This is a genomic window from Arthrobacter sp. TJ-270 (assembly GCF_058269075.1).
In genome coordinates this window covers 220,535-244,588 of sequence record NZ_JBZCNB010000004.1, presented here as the reverse complement: position 1 = coordinate 244,588, position 24,054 = coordinate 220,535, and the positions used below count along the sequence as shown (strand labels likewise).

The window sequence follows — 24,054 nt, the reverse complement described above, 5'->3', positions numbered from 1 at the left end:
GTGGACATAGCTACAACCGCCATTGTTTCCTCACTGGTTGCCATCGTGCTGCTGATTGGTCTCATGGCTCTTGGCTGGCGCAGCCGGCTGAGGCGCCAGCAAGCAGTGCAGGCGCCGCCCAATGCCCCGGAGGATCCCGGGGCGCCCCTCTACGCCGCTGAAGGCCAGTACGTGGTCACCACAACCGGGGGAGACTGGCTGGACCGCATCACCGCGCACGGTCTCGGGAACAAGGCAACGGCAACCGCTGCCGTCTACCCACATGGCCTCCTGTTCGACCGTTCCGGTGACACCGAGGTGTACATCGCCAGGAAGAACCTGACGGGCGTGCGACTGGAGCGGGGCATGGCCGGAAAGTTCGTCGAAAAGGACGGACTGGTGGTGGTGTCCTGGACGATGGATTCACAGACGTTCGATACCGGTTTCCGAACCAGGTACGCCGCGGACAAGACGCAGCTCCTGGCAGCGATCAGTGCACTGATCGAGGACACCGATCCCCTCAACAACCCCACAAGCAAGGAAGTACAGTGACAACACACGCGGGAGTAACAGGAGCCGGTGCCGCGGCGGTTTTGGTCCTTGAGGACGGTCGGACGTTCCGGGGACAAAGCTACGGCGCGCTCGGCACGGCGCTTGGCGAAGCGGTCTTCGCGACCGGCATGACCGGCTACCAGGAAACGATCACGGACCCGTCCTACGCGCGGCAACTCGTGGTCCAGACGGCGCCGCATATCGGTAATACCGGTGTGAACCGCGACGACGCCGAGTCCCGCCGGATCTGGGTAGCCGGCTACATCGTGCGCGACGCAGCACGACGTCCGTCCAACTGGCGCTCGGAGAAAAGCCTTGACGACGAGCTGGTCGAGCAGGGCGTCGTCGGGATCCAGGGCGTCGATACGCGTGCCATCACCCGCCACCTGCGCGAGCGCGGCGCCATGAAAGCCGGCATCTTTTCCGGAGCTGACGCGGACCGCAGGGACGTTGAGCTGCTTGCAGAGGTAAACGGCCAGCGCAGCATGGAGGGTTCACGGCTCGCGGAAGAAGTGAGCATCGACTCCCGCTACGTCGTCGAGCCTTCGGACCACGGCTGGGAAGGCGAGCCCCGGTTCACCGTCGCTGCGCTGGACCTCGGAATCAAAGCCATGACTCCCAAGCACTTCGCCGAGCGCGGCGTGCGCACAGTCGTGCTGCCCGCGGACGCAACATACGACGACGTCGCAGCGGTAGGTGCCGACGGCGTCTTTATGTCGAACGGTCCCGGAGACCCCTCCACCGCCGATGCCCAGGTTTCGCTGCTGCGCCAGGTCCTCGACGCGAAAAAGCCGTTCTTCGGTATCTGCTTCGGCAACCAGATCCTCGGCCGCGCTCTGGGCTTCGGCACCTACAAGCTGCGCTACGGACACCGTGGGATCAACCAGCCCGTGCTCGACCGGCGCACCGGCAAGGTCGAGATCACCAGCCAGAATCACGGCTTCGCCGTGGATGCGCCGCTCGACGGGCCGGTTATCGCCCCCGAGGAGCGCTTCGGACAGGTTGAGGTGAGCCACGTGAGCCTCAATGACGACGTCGTCGAAGGCCTGGCGTGCCTGGACCTGCCGGCGTTCTCCGTGCAGTACCACCCGGAAGCGGCGGCCGGTCCGCACGATTCCGCATACCTGTTCGACAGGTTCATCGACCTCATGGCCGAGGCTGCCCGCACGGGCGGCGGCTCTAACGAGCTTGATGCTTCAGAGGTCTCCAAAGCTCCCACCCCCGCGCAGGAAGAAAACTAGATGCCCCGCAGAACCGATCTCACCTCCGTCCTGGTCATCGGATCGGGACCCATCGTCATCGGGCAGGCCGCCGAGTTCGATTACTCAGGCACCCAGGCGCTGCGCGTGTTGAAGGAGGAGGGCCTCCGGGTCATCCTGGTCAACTCGAACCCGGCAACGATCATGACCGATCCGGAGTTCGCCGACGCAACCTACGTTGAGCCGATCACTCCGGAAGTAGTCGAGAAAATCATCGCCAAGGAACGCCCCGACGCGATCCTTCCCACCCTCGGTGGCCAGACGGCGCTCAACACCGCCATCGCCCTGGACAAGAACGGCGTCCTGGAGAAGTACGGCGTGGAACTCATCGGCGCCAACATCGCCGCTATCGAACTCGGCGAGGACCGCGAGAAGTTCAAGGGCGTCGTGGAACGCTGCGGGGCCGAGTCGGCCCGGTCGCGCATCATCAACACGCTTGCTGCGGCGCTGGACGCAGCAGAGGACCTGGGCTACCCGATGGTGGTGCGCCCATCCTTCACCATGGGCGGCCTGGGGTCCGGTCTCGCCTACAACGAGCAGGACCTGCGCCGCATCGTGGGCCAGGGCCTGCAGTACAGCCCCACCAGCGAGGTGCTGCTCGAGGAGAGCATCCTCGGGTGGAAGGAATACGAGCTGGAGATGATGCGCGACAGGAACGACAACGTCGTCGTCGTCTGTTCGATCGAGAACTTCGACCCGGTAGGGGTCCACACCGGTGACTCCATCACCGTGGCCCCCGCGCTGACCCTCACCGACCGCGAGTACCAGCGCATGCGGGACATCGCCATCGCCGTCATCCGGGAGGTGGGCGTGGACACGGGCGGCTGCAACATCCAGTTCGCGGTGGAGCCTGACACCGGCCGCGTGGTGGTCATCGAGATGAACCCCCGCGTGTCCCGTTCCTCAGCCCTGGCATCGAAAGCCACCGGCTTCGCCATCGCGAAGATCGCCACGAAACTCTCCCTCGGATACACGCTTGACGAGATCCCGAACGACATCACCCGTCAGACCCCTGCATCCTTCGAGCCGACCCTCGACTACGTCGTGGTCAAGGTCCCGAGGTTCGCATTCGAAAAGTTCCCCGCGGCGGACCCGACGCTCACCACCACCATGAAGTCCGTCGGTGAGGCCATGGCCATGGGCCGCAACTTCACCGAGGCGCTCCAGAAGGCGCTGCGTTCACTTGAGCAGAAGGGGTCACAGCTGACGTTCGACTCGGTCAGCGAGTTTGATGTCCCCGAACTCATCGAGGCCGCCAAGCGCCCGACGACGGAACGCCTCTCCCAGGTCCAGCGTGCGCTGCTGGGCGGTGCAAGCGTCGAAGATCTCTACGAGGCCACCGGCATTGATCCCTGGTTTCTGGACCAGCTTGTCCTCCTCAACGAGGTGGCGGCTACCGTCCGCAAGGAGGGAATCAAGCCTGACACGCTGCGGCTGGCGAAGCGGCACGGCTTCTCGGACGAGCAGATCGGCCTCCTGACGCACACTCCGGAGGCTGTGGTGCGTGGAGTGCGCCATGCACTCGATATCCGACCGGTCTTCAAGACCGTGGACACCTGCGCGGCCGAGTTCGCGGCGTACACCCCCTATCACTACTCCTCCTACGACGAGGAGGACGAGGTTGGCCTGCACGCCAAGCCGTCCATCATCATCCTCGGCTCCGGCCCGAACCGCATCGGACAGGGCATTGAGTTCGACTACTCGTGCGTTCACGCCACGATGGCGCTGCGCAAGGCCGGCTACGAGACCGTGATGATCAACTGCAACCCCGAGACCGTCTCCACCGACTATGACATCTCCACCCGGCTTTACTTCGAGCCCCTCACCCTTGAGGACGTGCTCGAAGTCATCGCGGCGGAGGAACGCACCGGCGGCGTCATGGGCGTTTTCGTACAGCTCGGCGGCCAGACTCCGCTGAAACTGTCCCAGGCTCTCGCCGACGCCGGTATACCGATCCTCGGTACCTCCCCTGAAGCCATCGACCTGGCTGAACACCGCGGTGAGTTCGCGCGGGTTCTGGCCGAAGCCGGACTGATTGCACCGAAGAACGGCACAGCTGTCTCCTTTGAGGACGCCCGCGCCATCGCCGACGAGATCGGCTACCCGGTCCTGGTCCGCCCGTCCTACGTGCTGGGCGGCCGCGGGATGGAGATCGTGTACGACGAGGCACACCTGTCCCGCTACATCTCCAACGCCACGGAGATCACCCCGGACCACCCGGTCCTGATCGACCGCTTCCTCGAAGATGCCGTGGAAATCGATGTGGATGCGCTGTACGACGGCAAGGACCTCTACCTTGGCGGAATCATGGAGCACATTGAGGAAGCCGGAATCCACTCCGGCGACTCCGCCTGCGTGCTGCCGCCGATCACGCTTGGAACCGATGTGCTCGAGCGGGTCCGCGTGGCAACCCATGCGATTGCCGAGGGCGTCGGCGTCCTGGGGCTCATCAACATTCAGTTCGCCCTCGCGTCCGATGTGCTCTACGTGCTTGAAGCAAACCCGCGCGCCTCACGTACGGTGCCGTTCGTATCGAAGGCAACAGGTGTGCAGATGGCGAAAGCCGCCGCCCTCATCGGCACCGGCGTCACCATCCACCAGCTCCGCACCGCGTACAAGATGCTGCCTGAGACCGGTGACGGCTCACGGCTGCCGCTGTCAGCTCCGGTGTCGGTGAAGGAAGCGGTGCTTCCATTCAGCCGATTCCGTACGCCGGAAGGCACCGTCGTGGACTCGCTCCTCGGTCCCGAAATGCGTTCCACGGGCGAGGTGATGGGAATCGACAAGCACTTCGATACCGCCTTCGCCAAGAGCCAGGCCGCAGCGAACAATGCCCTGCCGACACAGGGCAAGGTGTTTGTCTCCGTCGCCAACCGCGACAAGCGTTCGGTGATCATGGGCGTCAAGCGGCTCTCTGACCTGGGCTTCGAGATCGTTTCCACCGGCGGTACCGCCGACGTCCTGCGCCGCAACGGCATTCAGGCGACACCGGTCCGCAAGGTCGCCGAAGGCAGCAGCGCCGAAGGCGAGGGCACGATCGCGGATCTGGTGATTGGCGGTGAAATCGACATGGTGTTCAACACCCCGTCGGGCGGTGAGGCACGCAGCGATGGGTACCAGTTGCGCGCCGCAGCCACGTCGATCGGCATTCCGTGCATCACCACCGTCGCCGAGTTCAATGCGGCGGTCCAGGCGATCGAGGCATTGCGTACCTACCAGTGGTCCGTCACCAGCCTGCAGGACCACGCGCGCGCCATCCGCGGGGAAGCTGTTCCTGACCCGGTTGGAGCATAAGGTGACGTTCGGTCTGCGGCTGGATGCCGCCGTCGGGCATTTCGGGAACCTGTGTGTGGGAATTGATCCGCACCCGGCGCTGCTTGCGGCGTGGGGGCTTCCCGATACGCCTGCCGGCGTCGACCGGTTCTCCGCGACGGTGCTGGATGCCGTCGCGGGCAGGGTTGCGATCATCAAGCCGCAGGTCGCCCTGTTCGAGCGATTCGGTTCGCAGGGAATGGCTGCGCTCGAGCGTTTGCTGGCCCGCAGCGCCGAGAGCGGGGTCCTGACCATCGCCGACGCCAAGCGCGGAGACATCGGGTCGACCATGGCCGGTTATGCCGACGCCTGGCTGCGCGACGGGTCCGCCCTGGCAGCTGATGCTCTCACGTTGAGTCCCTACCTCGGTTTCGAGTCGTTGCGCCCGGCGCTGACTGCGGCGCGGGAGTCGGGCCGCGGGGTGTTCGTCCTGGCGTTGACCTCCAACCCTGAAGGCGCGTCGGTGCAGCACGTGGGCGGCGAGCATTCAGTTGCCCGCCGGATCGTCGAGGCGGCCTCAGCCGAGAACGACGGCGGCGTCCCCGGCTCGGTCGGCCTGGTGATCGGTGCCACCGCCGGGGAAGCGGTGCGGCGCCTCAGCCTTGATCTCACGGCGCTGAACGGCCCCATCCTTGCCCCCGGAGTAGGGGCGCAGGGTGCCGGGCGGCAGGAGCTTCGCGACACCTTCGCCGGTGCCTCAGGTATCGTCCTGCCCAATTCGAGCAGGGAGATTCTTAGTGCAGGGCCCACGGTCGAGGGACTGCGCGAGGCCATCACGGCGACTCAGCGTTCGGTGGACCTGTCCGGCGACGGCCGTTCTGGGACGGATTGATTTTCGGCCAGCCGAGCAGATAGGTTCAGTGCAAGCCCAAACTCCAGACCCGTGACTGCCGGTGCTTGGCCGACGGTTCAACTGCCTAGGGAGCCCGAGTGAGCCTGAAGCCTCTCACTGATAGCGAACGAGCACTGGCGCGGGAAAAAGCAACGGCGGCGAGGGCCGCCCGAGCGGAGCTGAAGTCCCGGCTGAAGTCCGGCGAGATCACCGTCGCTGACGTTATCAACGGCTCCAGCCAGGACGAAGCCATCGGAAGGCTTCGGGTCCTGGACCTGTTGAAGGCATTACCCGGCGTGGGGGAGAAGCGGGCCGCAGGGATTATGGACGCCGTCGGAATCGCTGCCACCCGGAGGGTTCGGGGTCTCGGCATCCACCAGCGCAAGGCTCTCGTTGAGCATCTGATGCATCATCCGGCGAACAATCGCCACTAGAGAAGGAAGTATTCGTGAATCAGCCGCGGCTGACCGTGCTTGCGGGCCCAACGGCTGTGGGCAAAGGGACCGTTTCAACCTACATCCGCGACAACTACCCCGAGGTGGAGTTGTCCGTCTCGGCCACCACCCGTCCGCCCCGACCGGGTGAGACGGACGGCGTCCACTACCACTTCGTCTCACCTGAGGAGTTCGACGTCCTCGTGGAAAGCGGCCAGATGCTGGAGTGGGCGGTGGTGCACGGGCGTAACCGTTACGGCACACTGAGGCGCACGGTGATTGCCGCCATGGAAGCTGGAAAGACCGTTCTCCTGGAGATTGATCTCCAGGGAGCGCGGCAGGTCAAAAAGAACATGCCGGATGCCAATTTTGTGTTCCTTGCGCCCCCCAGCTGGGAGGAAATGGTGCGTCGCCTCGTCGGTCGGGGCACCGAAACTCCCGAGGAACAGCAGCAGCGCCTTGAAACCGCTAAACTGGAACTTGCTGCCGAACCGGAATTTGACCACACCGTGATTAATGACGACGTTCAGCGTGCAGCAGATGAGCTTGTTTCATTGATGGGCCTGACCGCGCACTCGCACTAAAGCACGCGCAGTAGCTTTACGGCCCAGCGACTATTGGAGATTTTGTGTCTACTCACCCCGAAGGCATCATCAACCCGCCGATCGACTCCCTGCTGGAGGCATCGGACTCGAAGTACGCCCTCGTGATCTACGGAGCCAAGCGCGCCCGGCAGATCAACGCATACTACTCGCAGCTGCATGAGGGCCTGTTCGAGTACGTTGGTCCGCTTGTTGAGACGAAGCTGAACGAGAAGCCGCTGTCCATTGCCCTGCGCGAGATCAACGAGGGCATGCTCGTCGCGGCCCCCGCCGAAGCTTCGGAGTAAGCCCCGACGGGCAGCAAAAACACCGACGTGCGTATCGTCCTGGGAGTTGGAGGAGGGATCGCCGCCTACAAGGTGGCGTCCCTTCTGCGTTTGTTCACTGAAGCCGGTCACAGTGTGACGGTCATACCCACCGAGGCAGCACAGCGCTTCGTGGGAACAGCAACCTGGGAAGCGCTCTCGGGTAATCCGGTCAGCAACAGCGTCTTCGACGCCGTCGACCAGGTGCGCCACGTCCGCCTGGGTCAGGAAGCCGATCTGGTGGTGGTTGCTCCCGCGACCGCTGACCTGCTGGCCCGTGCAACCGCCGGCATGGCTGACGATCTGCTGACCGGTTCCCTCCTGGTGACCCGCGCTCCGGTTGTCTTTGCACCGGCGATGCACACGGAAATGTGGCAGCATCCGGCCACCGTCGCCAACGTCGCGACGCTGAGGCAACGCGGCGCCGTCGTACTGGAGCCGGCCACCGGCCGCCTTACGGGCACGGACAGCGGCCCCGGCCGGCTGCCGGAGCCCGAAGCTATCTTCGCCGCCGCGCTGCAGGCAGTGGCAGCACCTGGAGATCCCGCCGCCCGGCCCCTGGCCGGCCGCACCGTCACCATCACTGCCGGCGGCACCCGCGAGCCGCTCGACCCGGTCCGTTTCCTCGGCAACCGGTCCTCGGGAAAGCAGGGTGTGGCTCTGGCCCAAGCCGCTCTCGAGGCAGGCGCGACGGTCCAGTTCATCGCTGCGCATATGGAGGTGCCGCTGCCGGCGGGTGTGGAACTGACGATCGTCGAGACCGCCGAAGAGTTGCGGGAGGCCACGCTGAAGCTGGCCCAGCAATCGGACGCCCTCATCATGGCGGCGGCAGTTGCGGATTTCCGGCCTGAAACCGTCTCGGACACCAAGGTCAAAAAGCGCGACGACGGCGAAAACCCCGTCATCACGCTTATCCGGAACCCCGATATCCTCGTCGAGACCGTGCAGCAGCGGCGCGCGCTTGGCTCACCCACGGTGATCGTGGGGTTCGCAGCTGAAACCGGTGACGACGACGCCACACCGCTCGCGCACGGGATGCAGAAACTCGAACGCAAGGGCTGCGACCTGCTTATCCTGAACCGGGTGGGCAGGACCCTTGTCTTCGGCCAGGACTCCACCGAGATAACCATCCTGGATGCGGGAGGCGCTGAACCGGAGACCATCAGCGGCAGCAAGTCCAGCGTTGCCCAAGTGGTTGTCGCACGGGTCGCTGCAGCCCTCGATCCCGCGGGCCAGACCACCTGAGGGCTCCCGGCGCTCCCGCCGCCAGACCGCCGTCGTCGTAGTGCCCGGTCACACAAGCCGCTGGATACCTCACCCGACCAAGTAGAGTGATCACGTGAATTCACCCCATACGCCTAGCCCTTCCTTGCGATTGTTCACCTCGGAATCGGTGACGGAGGGCCATCCCGACAAGATCTGTGACCAGATCAGTGACGGCATCCTGGATGCGCTGCTGGAAGCGGATCCGCGCTCCCGTGTGGCGGTGGAAACCCTCGTGACCACGGGCCTTGTCCACGTCGCCGGTGAGGTCACCACTGACGCCTACGTCGAAATCCCCGAGATCGTCCGCAAGACCATCCTCGGGATCGGTTACGACTCCTCGGCGAACGGGTTCGACGGCGCGCGCTGCGGTGTATCGGTGTCCATAGGCCAGCAGTCGCCGGAGATCGCCTCCGGTGTGTTCACGTCACTCGAGACGCGCGAGGGTACCGGCACCGATGCCTACGATGCGCAGGGCGCAGGCGACCAGGGCATCATGTTCGGGTATGCCAGCGACGAGACGCCCGTCCTGATGCCCACCCCCATCTGGCTGGCCCACCGGCTGTCCGAGCAGCTCACCGACGTACGGAAGAACGGCACGCTGTCTTACCTCCGTCCGGACGGCAAGACCCAGGTCACGATCGGTTACGACGGCGACAAGCCGGTCAGTGTGGACTCGGTGGTGATTTCCTCCCAGCACGCGCAGGGTGTCGATCTTGAGACCCTGCGTTCCGATCTGGTGGAACACGTGATCGCGCCGGTTCTCTCGACCTCCCACCTGGATATCTCGAATGTCCGGCACATCCTCAATCCCGGCGGAGAGTTCGTGATCGGCGGGCCGGTGGGTGATGCCGGCCTGACCGGGCGCAAGATCATCGTTGACACCTACGGCGGGATGGCACGCCACGGCGGCGGTGCGTTCAGCGGCAAGGACCCGTCAAAGGTGGATCGCTCGGCGGCGTACGCCATGCGTTGGGTGGCCAAGAACGTGGTCGCCTCCGGGCTTGCCCGCCGCGCGGAGATCCAGATCGCCTATGCCATCGGCATGGCGCACCCGGTCGGCATCTATGTGGAGACATTCGGAACCGAGCAGGTCGATCCCGCCGCAATCGGTTCGGCCATCACAGAGATCTTCGACCTTCGTCCCCTGGCCATCATCAATTCGCTTGATCTGCTCCGGCCGATCTATCAGAAGACCGCCGCACACGGGCACTTCGGGCGCGAGGGTGAGGGCTTTAACTGGGAGCTCACCGACCGCACTGATGAACTGAAGAGCTACTTCAACGCCTAGGAACCGCCTCGAGCCGATGAGTTCCAACAATGGGCAGCAGCTGTCGCTGCTGCAGGGCTTCACTGCACCGGCAGCACCCCGCGGGAAGTCCCCCGTTGCCGCCGGGCTGCCCGTCGCCCGGGTCATCATCGATTCACCGTTGCCGCATCTGGACCGTCCGTTCGATTACCTCGTGCCCGCGGATTACGACGACGACGCCGTCCCCGGCGCACGGGTGAAAGTCCGGTTCGCGGGCCGCGAGCACGCGGCGTTCCTGGTGGAGCGTCGAGCTGTCTCCGACAGCCCCGCGCGTTTGCTGCCCCTGACGAAGGTGGTCTCCGGTCAGCCGGTTGCCAGCCCCGAGATCCTGGCCTTGGCTGCCGCGGTCGCTGCCCGGTACGCCGGGTCCACCAGCGACGTCCTTCGATCGGCGGTGCCACCGCGTGTGGCCCGCGTGGAGAAGGAATTCAGCGCCGACCAGGTCGCGGGCGCCGCCGCCGGTAGCCACAGTGAAGAGGGCGGGGACTCACTTTTCGCCCGGTATGCCAATGGCAACCCGTTCCTGTCCCGGGTTGCCGCCGGTGAGAGTCCACGTGCGGTGTTGACGACACTGGCCGGTTATGGGCCGGCCAGCTGGCCGGAGGAGCTGGCTGAAGCGGTCCACGCAGCCTGGACGGTGGGGCGCGGCGCCGTCGTCGTTGTTCCTGACCAGCGCGACCTCATGCGGGTGGAAGAGGCGCTGCAGGAGCGCATCGGTCCGGACAGCTTTGTCCGCCTTACCGCAGAAGACGGCCCCACTCCGCGCTACCGCAACTTCCTCAGGCTCCTGCACGGGCAGGTCCGGGTGGCAGTGGGGACGCGGTCGGCAGCCTATGCGCCGGTACAGGATCTGGGACTCGTATGCCTCTGGGATGACGGCGATGAATCCCACAGTGAACCACGTGCCCCGTACCAGCACGCCCGCGACGTGCTTCTGCTGCGCAGCGAACTGCAGGACTGTGCCCTGCTCTTTGCCTCGGCCTCGCGAAGCGTTGAATCCCAGAGGCTGGTCGACAGCGGGTGGGCACAGTCCATTGAGGCGGACAGGCCGACCGTCCGGCAATTGACACCGCGTGTCCTCCACTCAGCGGACACGTACCACGCAGACCGGGAACCCCTGACGCACCAGGTGCGCATTCCTCCGGTGGCCTGGCGCACAGCCCGCGACGGACTGCAGCGCGGGCCCGTCCTGATCCAGGTGGCGCGAACCGGTTTCTCGCCCGCGCTGGCCTGCGAGGACTGTCGGGAACCCGCACGGTGCAGACACTGCGCCGGTCCGCTGGCGCAGTCCGGCCGCGGGTCAACGGTCGCGTGCCGTTGGTGCGGACGTCCCGAACACGCGTGGCGCTGCCCGTACTGCTCCGGCGGCAGGCTTCGCTCCACAGTGAGCGGCGCCGCCCGGACCGCGGATGAGCTGGGACGGGCATTTCCCGGAGCCGTCGTCGTCTCCTCATCCGGTGACCACATTCTTGATGAGATTGACGATTCACCCCGGGTGGTCGTGGCAACGCCGGGTGCCGAGCCGGTCTGCGCTTCAGGCTACGCCGCGGTGCTCCTGCTGGACGGGAATGCCCTCCTCGGCAGGGAATCCCTTCGCTCCCTTGAGAGCACGCTGCAGCGCTGGTTCAACGCGGCTGTGCTTGCCCGGCCCGCATCGGCGGGCGGTGTTGTAGTGGTGACCGCAGACGACGACGCCGCCGCCGGGCACCTCGTTCGTTGGGACCCAACCGGGGCCGCAGCACGCGAACTTGCTCTGAGAACTGAGCTGGGGCTGCCGCCGGCGGTGCGGTACGCAGCGCTGACCGGCTCGATGGAAGCACTGGCTGCCTTCATTGACGGACTGAACGTGCCGCCGTCGTGCAGGATGGTGGGACCGACGGCAGTGCGTGCGGCGGCGGGGCCACCGGCCGCGCAGAAGCCGGGCCAGCAGTCAGCAGCCGGTTCACACCGGACCCTGCTGTTCTTCCGCTACCGGGACGCTGCCAGTGTGGTCGGCGCCCTGCGCGCCCGTCGGGCCTCCCTCTCGGCCAGACGAACCACCGAGCCGGTGCATGTGCGGGTGGACGGCATCGACGTGCTCTAGTGCCTCTGTGCCGGTGCGGTGCGGCCGCGTCGCCGGGCATGCAGATTGACGGCTTCTTCAAGGGCCGCGACGAGTGAGTCCGCTGAGGCCTCCCAGGAGAAGGTATTGGCCTGCGCACGGCCAGCTATGGACGCGCTTTTCCAGTGCAGCGGATCATCGAGCGCCTGCACGGCGCCGGTGAATTCTGCGGGGGAGTCAGGGTCGACATACAGCGCTGCTGTTCCCCCGACCTCACGGAAGATCGGTGTATCCGCCGCGACTACGGGTGTGCCGAGCGCCATCGCCTCTATGACGGGAAGTCCGTAACCCTCGGCACGGGAAAGGGTTACAAGGGCCGTTGCGGATCGCAGCAGCCCTTCGTATTCATCGTCGCTGACACCATTGTGGAAGACCACTGTGGCTCCGGCAGGAACAATAGCTTGCAGCTCACGCTCGCGCTCGGGCGTGATCCGGCTCAGGAGGTGAAGTGTGTAATCGGGCAGCCCCGCCATTCCCGCCAGCAGGGTCTCGACGTTTTTATAGGGCATGAACGAGCCCATGTACAGCAGGGACTTCTCGGGCGGAATGTCCGTCGACCGGGGCGTCGCTCCGGGCTGAGGCGCGTTGCCGACTATGCGGATCGGGCGCTGCGTCAGCCGGTGTCGCTGCATCAGGCTGCGCGTGGTCTCCGAAATGGTGGTGACGACGTCGGCACGGTTCAGCAGCAGCCGCTGCGGCCAGTAGGCCAGGTGGTACAGCCGCCAGAGAAGCCGGACAGGCAGCGGAAGGAACCCCGGGGGAGTGCGGTTCTGGTAGTAGATGAGGTCATGCAGCGTGAGGACCAGCGGGTAGTGCCGGCCGGCGGACCCCATTGTCTGCATGGGGCAGAACACTGCGTCGGCGTTGAGTCGGTTGATCCGTCGGGCCACGAACAGCTCAGCGGGGGAGAGGGGGCTGTTAATCAACACGTGCGGTACGTCCGGGAGCAGTGCCAACTGGCGGCGATCGTGGATGAGCATGGTCACGTCGGCGCGGTGCGAGAGCGCCTCTATCAGGCTGGCGCCGTAGCGGCTGATGCCGTCATGGTGATCAAAGCGGGTGAACCTGGCGTCGATCACAACTTTCATGGAGTCCTCGCATTCACGAAATCGGTGATATGCCCGGCGGCGGTATCCGGCGTTTCGTAGTGGATGAGGTGACCCACCCCCGGAAGGACCACGAGCGTGGAATCGGGAATCAACGCCGCAAGCTCCTGTTGCGTCTGCACCGTGCCGAGGTCGTCCTTTTCCGCAGCGATCAGGAGCACTGGCAGCCGCAACCGGGCTGCGCTGTCCCTCACGGTTGCGCTGATCGACGCTGTGAACGCTTGTAGCACTACATCGCGCGAGGCGAAGGCGCTGAAGTAGGCACGGTGCTGGGCATGGATCCACCGGCGCAACGGGCGGTCCCGTGTCTTCGCCATCAGCTCGCTCATTGCGCGCACTATGGCCCGATTGCGCAGCAGCGCCTGCCCAGCCTGCTCGGGCAGGGCCGCTCCAAGGCGGTAATACAGCTCGGCCAGTCGGGTGGCAATCCGGCTTGCGCCTTCGAGGGCCGGTGCGCTGATCGGGTTGATCAGCACGAGAGCAGCAAAAGCGTCCGGAGCTTCCGCCGCTGCCCTGCTTGCAATGATGGATCCGAAGGAATGCCCCACGAGGACCGTCTCCGGACCGAGGGCGAGCTTCTCGACGCTGTTCCGGACGAATGCTGCGTAAGCCGCCACATCGTGCGTTCGTCCCAGGGGCTCGGACTCACCGAAGCCCGGAAGGTCGGGTGCGATTACGCGGTGGGCAGGAAGCGCCTCGATGATGCGCAGCAGCCCGTGGTGGTCACCCCGGAACCCGTGCACCATGAAGATCGGAGGGGCGTCAGGGGTCTCACGAGCCGCGGGGAAATCCCAGAACCGTTGACACTTGCCGTCCAGGTACAGTGTTCGCACCGTCGCGGTGCGTGTCAGGATTACCACCTCAGTTGACCAGGTCCGGGTGGGAACCGACTCGGCTGTCCGTGTTGAGTTGTTCGATGGCGGTCATGTCGACGGCATCGAGCGTGAAGTCGTCGATGGAAAGATTCTCCGCGATCCTCTCCCGCGTGCTCGCCTTGACTACCGCCGTCCCACCGATCTGCAGATGCCAGCGGAGGATGACCTGTGCCGGGGAACGGGAATGTTTCGCGGCGATGTGCGTGATGGTGGAGTCGGTAAGCAGTGTCCCGCGGGCGAGCGGGCTCCACGCCTGGGTGAGAATGCCGTTTTCGGCATTGAACTCCCTGAGCCCCTGCTGCTGGAGGAGCGGGTGGAACTCGATCTGGTTGACTGCGGGCACAACTTCTGTCTGGGACATGAGCTTCTCGAGGTGGTGGCGCTGGAAGTTGGATACACCGATCGCCCGGACCTTGCCCCTGGCATAAAGCTCCTCCAGCGCCCGCCAGGAATCGACATACAGATCCTTGCCGGGGCACGGCCAATGGATCAGGTAGAGATCCAGGTAGTCAAGACCGAGGCGCTTGAGGGAGTCTTCGAACGCCGCAAGGGTGGCGCGGTAACCATGGCTGTCATTCCAGACCTTTGAGGTCACGAAGACGTCGCTGCGAGCAACATAGCCGGCACTGACGGCATCCCGGAGGGCATGGCCCACGCCCTCCTCATTGCCGTACATGGCCGCGGTGTCGAGCAACCGGTACCCGGCTTCGAGCGCAAGGGCGCAGAGTCCGTGGGCATCCTCCGAGGGAACCTTATAGAGACCGTAACCCAACCGGTCCAGCAGGACGCCGTTGGAGAGAGATACCTTGCCGGGTTTATGCATACTCTGACTTTACCGAGCGTGTCGGGCAGATGCGGTCGAGGCCGGCACGCGCCGGACTACGTCTGACGGACGAGCGCGCGTGCCGACCGTTCGTCCAGGATCAGGTCGGTGACCAGGCCTGCCGCGAGCGCTCCGCGCAGACCGTTGATCTTCGACTCACCGGACACGACGCAGATGCGCCGACTCACCTGTGCAAGCATCGCCAGGTCCGGACCGGTGCTTCGTTCATTGAGCACAATGTCGCTGTGCGAGCCGTCTGCACGGAAAAAGACGGTGGCCACATCGCCCACGACATCGTGCTCACGGAGGATGTCGAGATCTTCCTCGTCGAGGTAGCCGCCGGCGTACACATGGCTGGGTATACCGGAGCCGGTTGATCCGACGCCGAAGATCGCCATGGTCATCCGCTCCTGCAGGTCGAGGATCCGCCTGACGCTGCGCTCAGCCCACATCGCGGTCTTCGTCCCGGCGTGATCGAAGAAAGCCGGGACCGGAAACTGCTCAACCCGCGCACCATAGGCGGCACCGAAGCGCCGGAGGATTTCGCTGGCGTAGGTGATACCCGTGGTCTGGGTGTTGCCCGCGCCGTTCAGCTGAACGATAGTGCTGTCGTGCGTGGTCTTGCGCGTCAGATGGTGACTCACGGCGCTGATTGTCGACCCCCAGGCGACGCCGATGATGGCGTTCGAATCGACGAGCGGACCAAGGGTCCGGGCAGCCTGGATGGCGACCCGGTCCAGCGCATCCGAATCGCTCACGAGATCCGTCACCGGAACCACATGCGCTTCCACACCGAAGCGGGTCCCGATCTCCCGTTCAAGTGCGGGCGCCCGGTCGAGGGGATTGTTGATCTGGATCTGGACGAGGCCCGTGTCGCGGGCCATGGAAAGAAGCCGCGACACGGTGGATCTCGAAGTCCGCAGTTCCCGCGCGATGGCGTTCATGGTCAGGTCCTGCAGGTAGTACATCTGGGCGGCTCGCAGGGCGTCGCGGCTGCGGGGCGGCGCGAGCTCGGTGGATGGGACATTTTCCCGGTCCGGGGTGGTTCGTGCAGGTGTGTTCACTGGTTTCTCCGGGAGAGTCTGCACGTTTGTGCAATGTGGTTGACGAATATTCCCAACGCTCCAAAGAATAGGTTGCGGAACCCGATTTGACCACTAGTTGAGGAGCCCCGCCGCCCGTGAGGAACAGCACCGGGCCGACGACGCCGTCGGCCGAACAAAACCGTCAAGCCCGCGACAGCGTCCAGGAGCTGAAGAATCGACCGAATACGTCCGTCCTCATCATCGGCGGCGGCATCAACGGGGTTGGGACGTTCCGGGACCTGTCGCTACAGGGTATCGACGTCACGCTCATTGAACGGGGTGACTACTGTCAGGGTGCCTCAGGAGCGTCCTCCCACATGATTCACGGCGGCATCCGCTACCTCGAGAACGGCGAGTTCCGACTGGTGCGTGAGTCCGTCGTCGAGCGCAATGCGCTGTTGAAGCTCGCGCCCCATTACGTCAAACCGCTCCAGACGACGATCCCGGTCTTCAGCACCTTCTCCGGCATCCTCTCCGCCCCGCTGCGATTCCTGACCCACCGCCAGGGTGCACACCGCGAGCGCGGCGCCGTTCTGATCAAGGCAGGGCTGACGCTTTACGACGCGTTCTCCCGCGCAGGCGGCACCGTGCCCCGCCACAAGTTCGTCGGGCGAAAGTCCTCCCTGGCTCAGCTTCCCAAGCTCCGCCCGGACGTGAAGTACACCGCCACCTATTTCGACGCCTCGGTGCACAACCCCGAGCGTCTGACCCTCGACGTCCTCAGGGACGGACTCGCCGCGAATCCCCGGTCCCGTGCTATCAACTACGTCAGCGCGGTGGGAAGCAACGCTGAGGGCATCGTTCTGCGCGACGAACTCACCGGTGACGTCTTTCCGGTTCAGGCGGACGTCGTCGTCAATGCCTCAGGCGCATGGGTGGACGGCACCAACAGCGCGCTGGGACAGCCGACCCGTTTCATGGGTGGGACCAAGGGGTCACATATCGTTCTCGACCACGCGGAGCTGCTGGCTGCCTGTGCGGGGAGGGAGATTTTCTTCGAGCACTCGGACGGGCGCATCGTCCTCATCTATCCCATGGGTGAGCGTGTGCTGGTCGGCACCACCGACATCGACACGGATATGGATACCCCAGCTGTCTGCACCGATGCCGAGATCGACTACTTCTTCGATCTGATTCATCACGTGTTTCCCACGGTACGGGTCGGGCGCGACAGTATCGTCTACAGTTTCTCCGGCGTTCGCCCGCTGCCCCGTCACGATGACACGCAGCCCGGCTTCGTATCCCGCGACTACCGGATCGAACGTGGAACCACTGCCGGGCGCCCCATGCTCAGCCTCATCGGCGGCAAATGGACCACCTTCCGCGCGCTCTCGGAACACCTCGCGGACGAGGTCCTCGGTCTGCTGCAGCGCAGCAGGACTGTATCCACTTCCGCTCTTCCGATCGGGGGTGGGCTGGGGTTCCCCCAGCAGCCGCTCGACGTCGCTGCCTGGATCGAAGCCAACGGCGCGGGGTTGCCCGCCGATCGGGTCAGGCTCCTGCTTGGCCGGTACGGCACGCGGGCGGCGGATGTCGCCGCTTTCATTGCGGCCGGTGAGGACATCCACCTGCACACCACGAAGGAGGTTTCAACCCGCGAACTCGAGTACATGGTGCGGCACGAACAGGTGCAGCACATTTCCGACGTCCTGATCCGGCGGACCGCGCTGGCCTTCGACGGGCTCGCCAGTGCCGAGCTCATCGATGAACTTGCGGATGTTTTGGGCGGTCTCCTCGGATGGTCGTCGTCCGACCGGAAGAACGAAGTCGAAGATACCCGCCGAATATTGCAGGAACAACACAAGGTAAGTGTGCATAGCTTGGTTGCGTAAGCATCCAGCAACCTCCGGTCGCCCGCGGGCAGCTGGAAACCAACGGCAGATTCTGCCGGAGGAGTAGCGCGGTGCCGCGACCATCACGGCACCGGGGCCAACGTGGCCTACCGTTTGAATAAGTAGAGGAGTCAAAGATGTCTCTGGAAGTATTCGTCGCCGAAATGTTCGGCACGTTCATGCTGCTGTTGCTTGGTACAGGAGTTGTGGCCAACGTCGCGCTGGCGGGAACCAAGGGCAACAACGGAGGGTTCCTGATGGTGAACTTCGGCTGGGGCCTTGGCGTCTTTGCCGGTGTTTTCGTCGCGGCGCTCTCAGGAGCCCACCTGAACTTCGCTGTCACGGTCGGCCTCTGGGTGAACGCGGACGTCGGGGAATTCGCTCCCGGCGTCGACAAGAACGTCATCAATGCACTGGCCTACTTTGGCGCGCAGATGCTCGGATCGATCCTCGGTGCCGTGGGTTGCTGGCTCGCATACAAGCAGCACTTCGACGCTGAGCCGGACCCCGCCAACAAGCTCGGCGTGTTCTCGACGGCCCCTGCCATCCGGTCGAACGCCTGGAACGTGGTGACTGAGATCATCGGTACCTTCGTTCTCGTATTCGTCATCCTGGCGTTCGCTTCAACCCCCTCAGGCCTGGGCCCGCTCGCGGTCGCCCTTCTCGTCGTCGGTATAGGTGCCTCGCTTGGCGGACCCACCGGGTATGCCATCAACCCCAACCGTGACCTCGGCCCCCGCATCGCGCACGCATTCCTCCCGATCAAGGGCAAGGGAGGCAGCGACTGGGGCTACGCCTGGGTTCCGGTTGTAGGACCGATCATCGGTGGCCTGCTGGGTGGTCTTGGCGCCATGCTCATCACCTACCCGGGAGTCTGAGCAACAACCAACCGGTGGTCCCGGCCGATCCGGGGACACCGCCGTCGCATACAACAGCACCACACTCAAAGAGGAGCAGTAATGCCGCAGTACGTAATCGCCATTGACCAGGGAACCACCTCGAGCCGCGCAATCGTCTTCGACCACCAGGGAAACATCGTTTCCTCCGGGCAGAAGGAGCACGAGCAGATCTTCCCCAAAGCAGGCTGGGTGGAGCACAACCCGCGCGAAATTTGGGACAACACCCGCGAGGTCATCGGCAACGCACTCTCAAAAGCAAACCTGACCCGGCATGACATTGCCGCGGTGGGCATCACAAACCAGCGCGAAACGGCAGTGGTGTGGGACAAAAACACCGGTGAGCCGGTGTACAACGCAATTGTCTGGCAGGACACCCGCACACAGCCGATCGTCGACGAACTGGCAGCCGACGGTGGAGTGGAAAGGTTCAAGCAGACTGTTGGCCTGCCGCTGGCAACCTACTTCTCCGGAACCAAGATCAAGTGGATCCTCGACAACGTGGAAGGCGCCCGGGAGAAGGCTGAAGCCGGCGACCTCGTCTTCGGTAACACCGACTCCTGGGTGATCTGGAACCTCACGGGCGGCACAGACGGCGGCGTGCACATCACCGACGTCACCAACGCTTCCCGCACCCTTTTCATGGATCTCGAGACTCTGAGCTGGGACTCCTCCATCCTGGACACATTCGGCGTACCCGCCTCGATGATGCCCGAGATCAGGTCCTCCTCCGAGGTCTATGGCAAGGTACACAGCTCCCAGCTCCTCCGCGAGGTGCCGGTAGCGGGAATCCTTGGCGACCAGCAGGCTGCGACCTTCGGTCAGGCGGCGTTCGAGAAGGGCGGTGCAAAGAACACCTACGGCACCGGCAACTTCATGATCGTCAATACCGGGGAAGAAATTGTCCATTCCAAGAACGGCCTGCTAACGACCGTCTGCTACAAGCTCGGCGATGCCAAGCCTGTCTACGCGCTCGAAGGCTCAATCGCCGTCACGGGTTCCCTCATCCAGTGGCTACGGGACAACCTCGGCATCATCAAGAGCGCTCCCGAGGTTGAGCAGCTCGCCAAATCCGTTGACGACAACGGCGGGGTCTACATTGTCCCGGCGTTCTCCGGCCTCTTCGCGCCGTACTGGCGTTCCGACGCCCGCGGCGCGATCGTCGGCCTCACACGCTTCGTGAACAAGGGCCACATCGCCCGCGCAGCGCTCGAAGCAACTGCCTTCCAGACCCGCGAAGTGCTCGACGCCGCCAATGCCGATTCCGGTGTCAACATGGAGGACCTCAGGGTCGACGGCGGCATGGTCGCCAATGACGCGCTGATGCAGTTCCAGGCTGACATCCTCGGTATCCCCGTCATCCGGCCGAAAGTCACCGAAACCACCGCGCTGGGCGCCGCCTACGCTGCTGGTCTCGCCGTCGACTTCTGGAAAGACACCGACGAACTGGCCGCCAACTGGTCCGAAGACAAGCGCTGGAATCCAACCATGGACGACGCCGAACGCGACCGCCAGCTGCGTAACTGGAAGAAGGCCGTCACCAAGACCTTCGATTGGGTAGACGAGGACGTCAGCTAAGGCGCAATAGCAGAAAAGAAGGGCGGAGCGGACACTGTCCGCTCCGCCGTTCTTTTCGTCTGGGTACGTGGGGGAGTGCGGCGGCTAGCGCAGTACTTCCCCTGAGACGTTGTCCGGGTTACCGAAACGGTGCGCCGTGATTGTCACTGCCTGCTCACGCAGGAACGGCAGAAGCTCGATCCTGCCCGCCTCCGTAACCGGCCCGCTGTAGATCGACACGTCCGGATCGCCATCAGTTGTCGCACAGAGCTCCGAGTAGCCGCCTCCGATGAGACGCACGCGACCGAGCTTTGCTGAAGGCGCTTCCGCCAGCCACGTGTCGTCGTCCTCCACACGGTGGCTGACATTGTTGGCGGACAGGACCGCTGCCAGGGCCGGTGCCAGCGGCTCCGGCGTCGAAACCGACATGGCCGATCCGCTTCTCATTCCAGCCGCAACCACACGGAGAAAGTCGCTCATGGTTCCGGCTTCATTGAGCCGTACGGTTACCGGCACCGGCAGGTAGCGGAACTCATTCCGCTCGACGCCGAGGGCTGAGACATCCTCATGGGTGCCGAAGGTACGTGCCCAGTGACGCTGGTCGTCCGCAGCAGAGCGTGCGAGGAAGCCCCGATCGCCGTCGGGCACGTCGGCTGCGTGCAGAAGCCGGCGAACGGGCTCGCTCAGGGGAGCATGGACATTCCCCGGGTGCAGTTCCTCGCGCTCCCAGGTGCCGAGGTGGATGAGGTAATTGGGTCCGCCCGCCTTGGCGCCCGGTCCGACGGCCGACCGCTTCCAGCCTCCGAACGGCTGTCGACGAACGATCGCGCCGGTAATCCCACGGTTCACGTACAGGTTCCCTGCCTCGACCGAGTCAAGCCACTGTGACACCTCATCGGGGTTCAGAGTGTGAATGCCGCCGGTCAGACCGTAGGCACTGGCGTTCTGCCACTCGATAGCCTGCTCGAGCGTGTCGGCGTGCATGATCCCGAGCACCGGGCCGAAGAACTCCGTCATATGGAAGTAGCTGCCGGGCTTTACACCGGTGCGTACGCCCGGGCTCCAGAGCCGGCCGGTGTCGTCAAGCTGCCTGGGCTTGACGAGCCAGGACTCCCCGTCGCCGAGCGTAGTGAGGGCATCCTTGAGCTTGCCCTCGGCCGGCTCGATGATCGGGCCCACCTCGGTCTCCGGATCTTCCGGGTAGCCGACCTGCAGGGAAGCCGCGGCGTCGACCAGTTGGTTGCGGAACCTCGCTGATGTACCGGCAGAGCCTACGAGAATCACTAGCGACGCGGCGGAGCACTTCTGGCCGGCATGGCCGAATGCGGACCGGACGACGTCGGCTGCGGCCAGGTCCAGGTCCGAGCTGGGCGTGACGATGAGCGAGTTCTTCCCGCTCGTCTCGGCCAGCAGCGGCAGGTCCTGCCGCCAGGATCTGAAGAGCTTCGCGGTGTCGTACGCGCCCGTAAGGATGACCCGGTCGACGTCGGGATGGGAGATCAGGTGCTGCCCGACCGGTCCCTCAGCGACGTCAGCGAACACGAGGATGTCCCTGGGTACGCCTGCATCCCAAAGCGCCTCCACCATGACTGCCGCGCACCGCTTGGCCTGCGGTGCCGGCTTGAGGATGACGGCGCTGCCGGCAGCCAGCGGGGCGAGCGCAGAACCGGCCGCAATGGCGACGGGGAAGTTCCACGGCGGGGTAGCGACGGTCAACGTCGACGGTACAAAGCGTGCACCTTCGACGGTGTCGAGTTCTTCGGCGAGCAGGGCGTAATAGTTGGCGAAGTCGATCGCCTCCGAGATCTCCGGATCAGACTCGGCCACTGTCTTTCCGGTTTCGCTTGCCGACACCTCCACGAGGTCACCACGTCGGGCGGCGAGTTCCGCGGCGGCGCTGCGCAGCACCTTTGCCCGCTCCGCTCCCGACTTCGAGGCCCAATCGCGCTGGGCGGCGCGTGCGCAACGGATGGCGGCGTCGACGTCGTCGTTGGTTTCAAGCGTGGATGCCTCGACCAGCGCAACGCCGAGGGCGGACGAGGGAACGCGGCTGAGAACGTCGGTGGCCCACTCACGGATCACGGGCAGCGAGGGATCGGAGTCCGACTGGTTCTCGAACTCGCCGGGGCCTGTTGCGGTGAAGCGGTCCGGGGTCTGCGACCGGTTCGGCTCCGGAACAGTGAAATCGAGTTCCGTGAGAGAGGTGAGGAAGCGGTTCTTCTCACGCTCGAAAAGCTCCTCGCTCTTCATGAGCTCGAAGACTGCGCTCATGAAGTTTTCCTGGCTCGCGTTCTCCTCGAGGCGGCGGATCAGGTAGCTGATGGCGACGTCGAACTGCGCGGGTTTCACCACGGGCGTATAGAGGAGCAGGGAGCCTACCTCCTTGCGGACCTCTGCGGCCTGGTCTTCAGCCATACCCAGGAGCATCTCGAACTCAATCCGGTCCTCGACCCCACGTGCAACCGAGAGGGTGCGCGCCAGGGCGATGTCGAATAGGTTGTGTCCGGCAACGCCGAGCCGAACCGCGTCGGCATTTTCTGGACGCAGCGCCCAGTCCAGGCAACGCTTGTAGTTGGTGTCGCTGGCCTGCTTGCTCGGCAGGGTTGCGGGCGCCCAGTGGTGGACGGCCGCGTCCACCAGTTCCATTGCGAGGTTGGCGCCCTTGACGAGTCGGACCTTGATGGCTGACCCTCCGGCGGCACGCCGTTCCTGCGCCCACGCAGTGAGATCCTGGAGAGTGGCGAGTGCGTCCGGCAGGTATGCCTGCAGCACAATTCCTGCCTCGAGATTGTGCAGTTCCGGCTTCTCAAGGATGCGCTTGAATACCGCGACCGTGAGGTCTAGGTCGTGGTATTCCTCCATGTCGAGGTTGATGAACTTGGGAGCCGGCGATGAGGCCGCAAGGTGGTACAGCGGAAGCAACCGCTCAACGACCCGCTCAACCGTTCCCTCGAAATCCCACAGATTTAAGGTGCTGACCACGGAGGAGACCTTGATGGAGACGTAGTCGACGTCGTCGCGCGCCAGCAGTTCCCTGGTTCCGTTGAGCCGGGCATCTGCTTCCTTGTCACCCAGGACAGCTTCACCGAGGAGGTTGATGTTCAGCCGGACGCCCTCGCCGCGGAGGGCAGCGATAGACTTGCCGAGCTGAGCCGGACGGGCGTCAACGATGAGGTGGCCGACCATTTCGCGTAGCACGCGCTGCGCGACGGGCACTACGACCCGTGGCAGAACCGGGGCCATGACGCCGCCGAGCCGCACCGCACCCTTCATGTACCAGGGCAGAAACGACGGCGCCTTTCGGGCCAGTTGCGCGAGGTTTCGCGCTGCCACGGCTGGGTCCTCGGGACGAATCACCCTGTCCACGAAACCGATCGTGAAATCCAGTCCGTTCTGATCCTTGAGGACTTCCGCCAGAAGCTGCGCCGACTTCGACCCGCGTGTGGCGCCGGCGCTTACCGCCCGTTCAGCGGTGCCGTCATGGTCATCCAGAAGGAGCCATCGCCGGACGAGGGCAACCGCATCATCGCCGAGGGTCTGCGGCAATGGATCTGCGGTGGGAATGGTCTGTGTCATTGTTTTTCGTCTACCTAACGACGACGGGCCAGGTAACTGCATCGCAGTCCACTTCCGAGGGTGGCTGGCCGATCAGCCGCGGGCGCATTCCGCCTCGGCATGCTGGGTGCGATAACAGAAATCTGCGCCCAATGGAAATATGGTAACTCTTGCAGCACGCTGCCCATACCAAACTGCGCTAAGGTTGAAGCATGTTCGCCCGACTGCTCCTTACCTAGCCGCGCATTTCCGCGCGGCAGCCCCTCCTGTGTCGAGGGGCTTTTGTATGTCCGGGACCTGATTCGGTTCCGACAGACGTAATCACGGGAGCAGTGGAGCGAATGTGAAGACGGTCACCAGTGATCAACAGACAGGGC

The 24,054-nt window shown here is 64.6% G+C and carries 17 protein-coding genes and 1 pseudogene; 13 read left to right on the top strand and 5 right to left on the bottom strand.

Annotated elements, in window-relative coordinates; genetic code table 11:
• From AC4D2M_RS10165 to AC4D2M_RS10120, 10 genes and pseudogenes are all read left to right on the top strand, one after another.
• Window positions 1-531 carry a PH-like domain-containing protein gene (locus tag AC4D2M_RS10165; RefSeq protein WP_490891639.1) on the top strand — a complete coding sequence of 177 codons (531 nt, stop codon included), beginning with the start codon at window positions 1-3 and terminating at the stop codon, window positions 529-531.
• Window positions 528-1,772, top strand: a complete 1,245-nt coding sequence (gene carA, locus AC4D2M_RS10160) for a glutamine-hydrolyzing carbamoyl-phosphate synthase small subunit (protein WP_490891638.1) — start codon at window positions 528-530, stop codon at window positions 1,770-1,772. Before AC4D2M_RS10165 ends, carA begins: the two co-directional genes overlap by 4 nt.
• Window positions 1,773-5,084, top strand: coding sequence for a carbamoyl-phosphate synthase large subunit (gene carB, locus AC4D2M_RS10155; RefSeq protein WP_490891637.1), 3,312 nt, complete (start codon window positions 1,773-1,775; stop codon window positions 5,082-5,084).
• Window position 5,085: 1 nt separating this feature from the next.
• Entirely contained in the window at window positions 5,086-5,934 is an 849-nt protein-coding gene (pyrF, locus tag AC4D2M_RS10150) for an orotidine-5'-phosphate decarboxylase (RefSeq protein WP_490891636.1), read from the top strand.
• A 98-nt stretch (window positions 5,935-6,032) separates the two neighbouring features.
• Window positions 6,033-6,368, top strand: a complete 336-nt coding sequence (gene mihF, locus AC4D2M_RS10145) for an integration host factor, actinobacterial type (protein WP_490891635.1) — start codon at window positions 6,033-6,035, stop codon at window positions 6,366-6,368.
• Window positions 6,369-6,382: 14 nt separating this feature from the next.
• A complete protein-coding gene (gmk, locus tag AC4D2M_RS10140; RefSeq protein WP_490891634.1) occupies window positions 6,383-6,952 on the top strand; it encodes a guanylate kinase in 570 nt (189 codons plus the stop codon).
• 44 nt (window positions 6,953-6,996) lie between these two features.
• A complete protein-coding gene (rpoZ, locus tag AC4D2M_RS10135) occupies window positions 6,997-7,257 on the top strand; it encodes a DNA-directed RNA polymerase subunit omega (RefSeq protein WP_309070006.1) in 261 nt (86 codons plus the stop codon).
• Between the two features lie 24 nt (window positions 7,258-7,281).
• Window positions 7,282-8,520, top strand: a pseudogene (coaBC, locus tag AC4D2M_RS10130) (bifunctional phosphopantothenoylcysteine decarboxylase/phosphopantothenate--cysteine ligase CoaBC); the annotation flags it as partial.
• A gap of 94 nt (window positions 8,521-8,614) precedes the next feature.
• On the top strand, window positions 8,615-9,829 hold the full coding sequence (gene metK, locus AC4D2M_RS10125; protein WP_490891632.1) for a methionine adenosyltransferase: 1,215 nt from the start codon (window positions 8,615-8,617) through the stop codon (window positions 9,827-9,829).
• A 16-nt stretch (window positions 9,830-9,845) separates the two neighbouring features.
• Window positions 9,846-11,930 carry a primosomal protein N' gene (locus AC4D2M_RS10120; protein WP_490891631.1) on the top strand — a complete coding sequence of 695 codons (2,085 nt, stop codon included), beginning with the start codon at window positions 9,846-9,848 and terminating at the stop codon, window positions 11,928-11,930.
• On the opposite strand, the gene AC4D2M_RS10115 is transcribed toward AC4D2M_RS10120, so the two are convergent.
• Genes AC4D2M_RS10115 through AC4D2M_RS10100 form a run of 4 tightly spaced genes read right to left on the bottom strand, consistent with a single transcriptional unit; the run spans window position 11,927 to window position 15,720 of the window.
• The gene (locus tag AC4D2M_RS10115) at window positions 11,927-13,036 is read right to left on the bottom strand and encodes a glycosyltransferase family 4 protein (protein WP_490891630.1); all 1,110 of its coding nucleotides are present in this window, start codon (window positions 13,034-13,036) and stop codon (window positions 11,927-11,929) included. The two genes, AC4D2M_RS10120 and AC4D2M_RS10115, sit on opposite strands and share 4 nt — an antisense overlap.
• On the bottom strand, window positions 13,033-13,914 hold the full coding sequence (locus tag AC4D2M_RS10110) for an alpha/beta fold hydrolase (protein ID WP_490891629.1): 882 nt from the start codon (window positions 13,912-13,914) through the stop codon (window positions 13,033-13,035). The genes AC4D2M_RS10115 and AC4D2M_RS10110 overlap by 4 nt, the downstream gene beginning before the upstream one ends.
• 1 nt (window position 13,915) lies before the next feature.
• A complete protein-coding gene (locus tag AC4D2M_RS10105) occupies window positions 13,916-14,752 on the bottom strand; it encodes an aldo/keto reductase (protein WP_490891628.1) in 837 nt (278 codons plus the stop codon).
• Window positions 14,753-14,808: 56 nt separating this feature from the next.
• A complete protein-coding gene (locus tag AC4D2M_RS10100) occupies window positions 14,809-15,720 on the bottom strand; it encodes a sugar-binding transcriptional regulator (RefSeq protein ID WP_490891782.1) in 912 nt (303 codons plus the stop codon).
• 212 nt (window positions 15,721-15,932) lie between these two features.
• Here AC4D2M_RS10100 and AC4D2M_RS10095 point away from each other — a divergent pair, with 212 nt between their 5' ends.
• From AC4D2M_RS10095 to glpK, 3 genes are all read left to right on the top strand, one after another.
• Complete coding sequence (locus AC4D2M_RS10095) at window positions 15,933-17,669, top strand: glycerol-3-phosphate dehydrogenase/oxidase (protein WP_490891627.1); 1,737 nt, start codon at window positions 15,933-15,935, stop codon at window positions 17,667-17,669.
• Between the two features lie 137 nt (window positions 17,670-17,806).
• The gene (locus AC4D2M_RS10090) at window positions 17,807-18,547 is read left to right on the top strand and encodes an MIP/aquaporin family protein (RefSeq protein ID WP_490891626.1); all 741 of its coding nucleotides are present in this window, start codon (window positions 17,807-17,809) and stop codon (window positions 18,545-18,547) included.
• Between the two features lie 81 nt (window positions 18,548-18,628).
• Entirely contained in the window at window positions 18,629-20,143 is a 1,515-nt protein-coding gene (gene glpK / locus AC4D2M_RS10085; RefSeq protein WP_490891625.1) for a glycerol kinase GlpK, read from the top strand.
• Window positions 20,144-20,227: 84 nt separating this feature from the next.
• Here the strand turns inward: glpK and AC4D2M_RS10080 are convergent, their stop codons facing one another.
• Complete coding sequence (locus AC4D2M_RS10080; protein ID WP_490891624.1) at window positions 20,228-23,698, bottom strand: bifunctional proline dehydrogenase/L-glutamate gamma-semialdehyde dehydrogenase; 3,471 nt, start codon at window positions 23,696-23,698, stop codon at window positions 20,228-20,230.
• Between the last annotated feature and the right edge of the window lie 356 nt (window positions 23,699-24,054).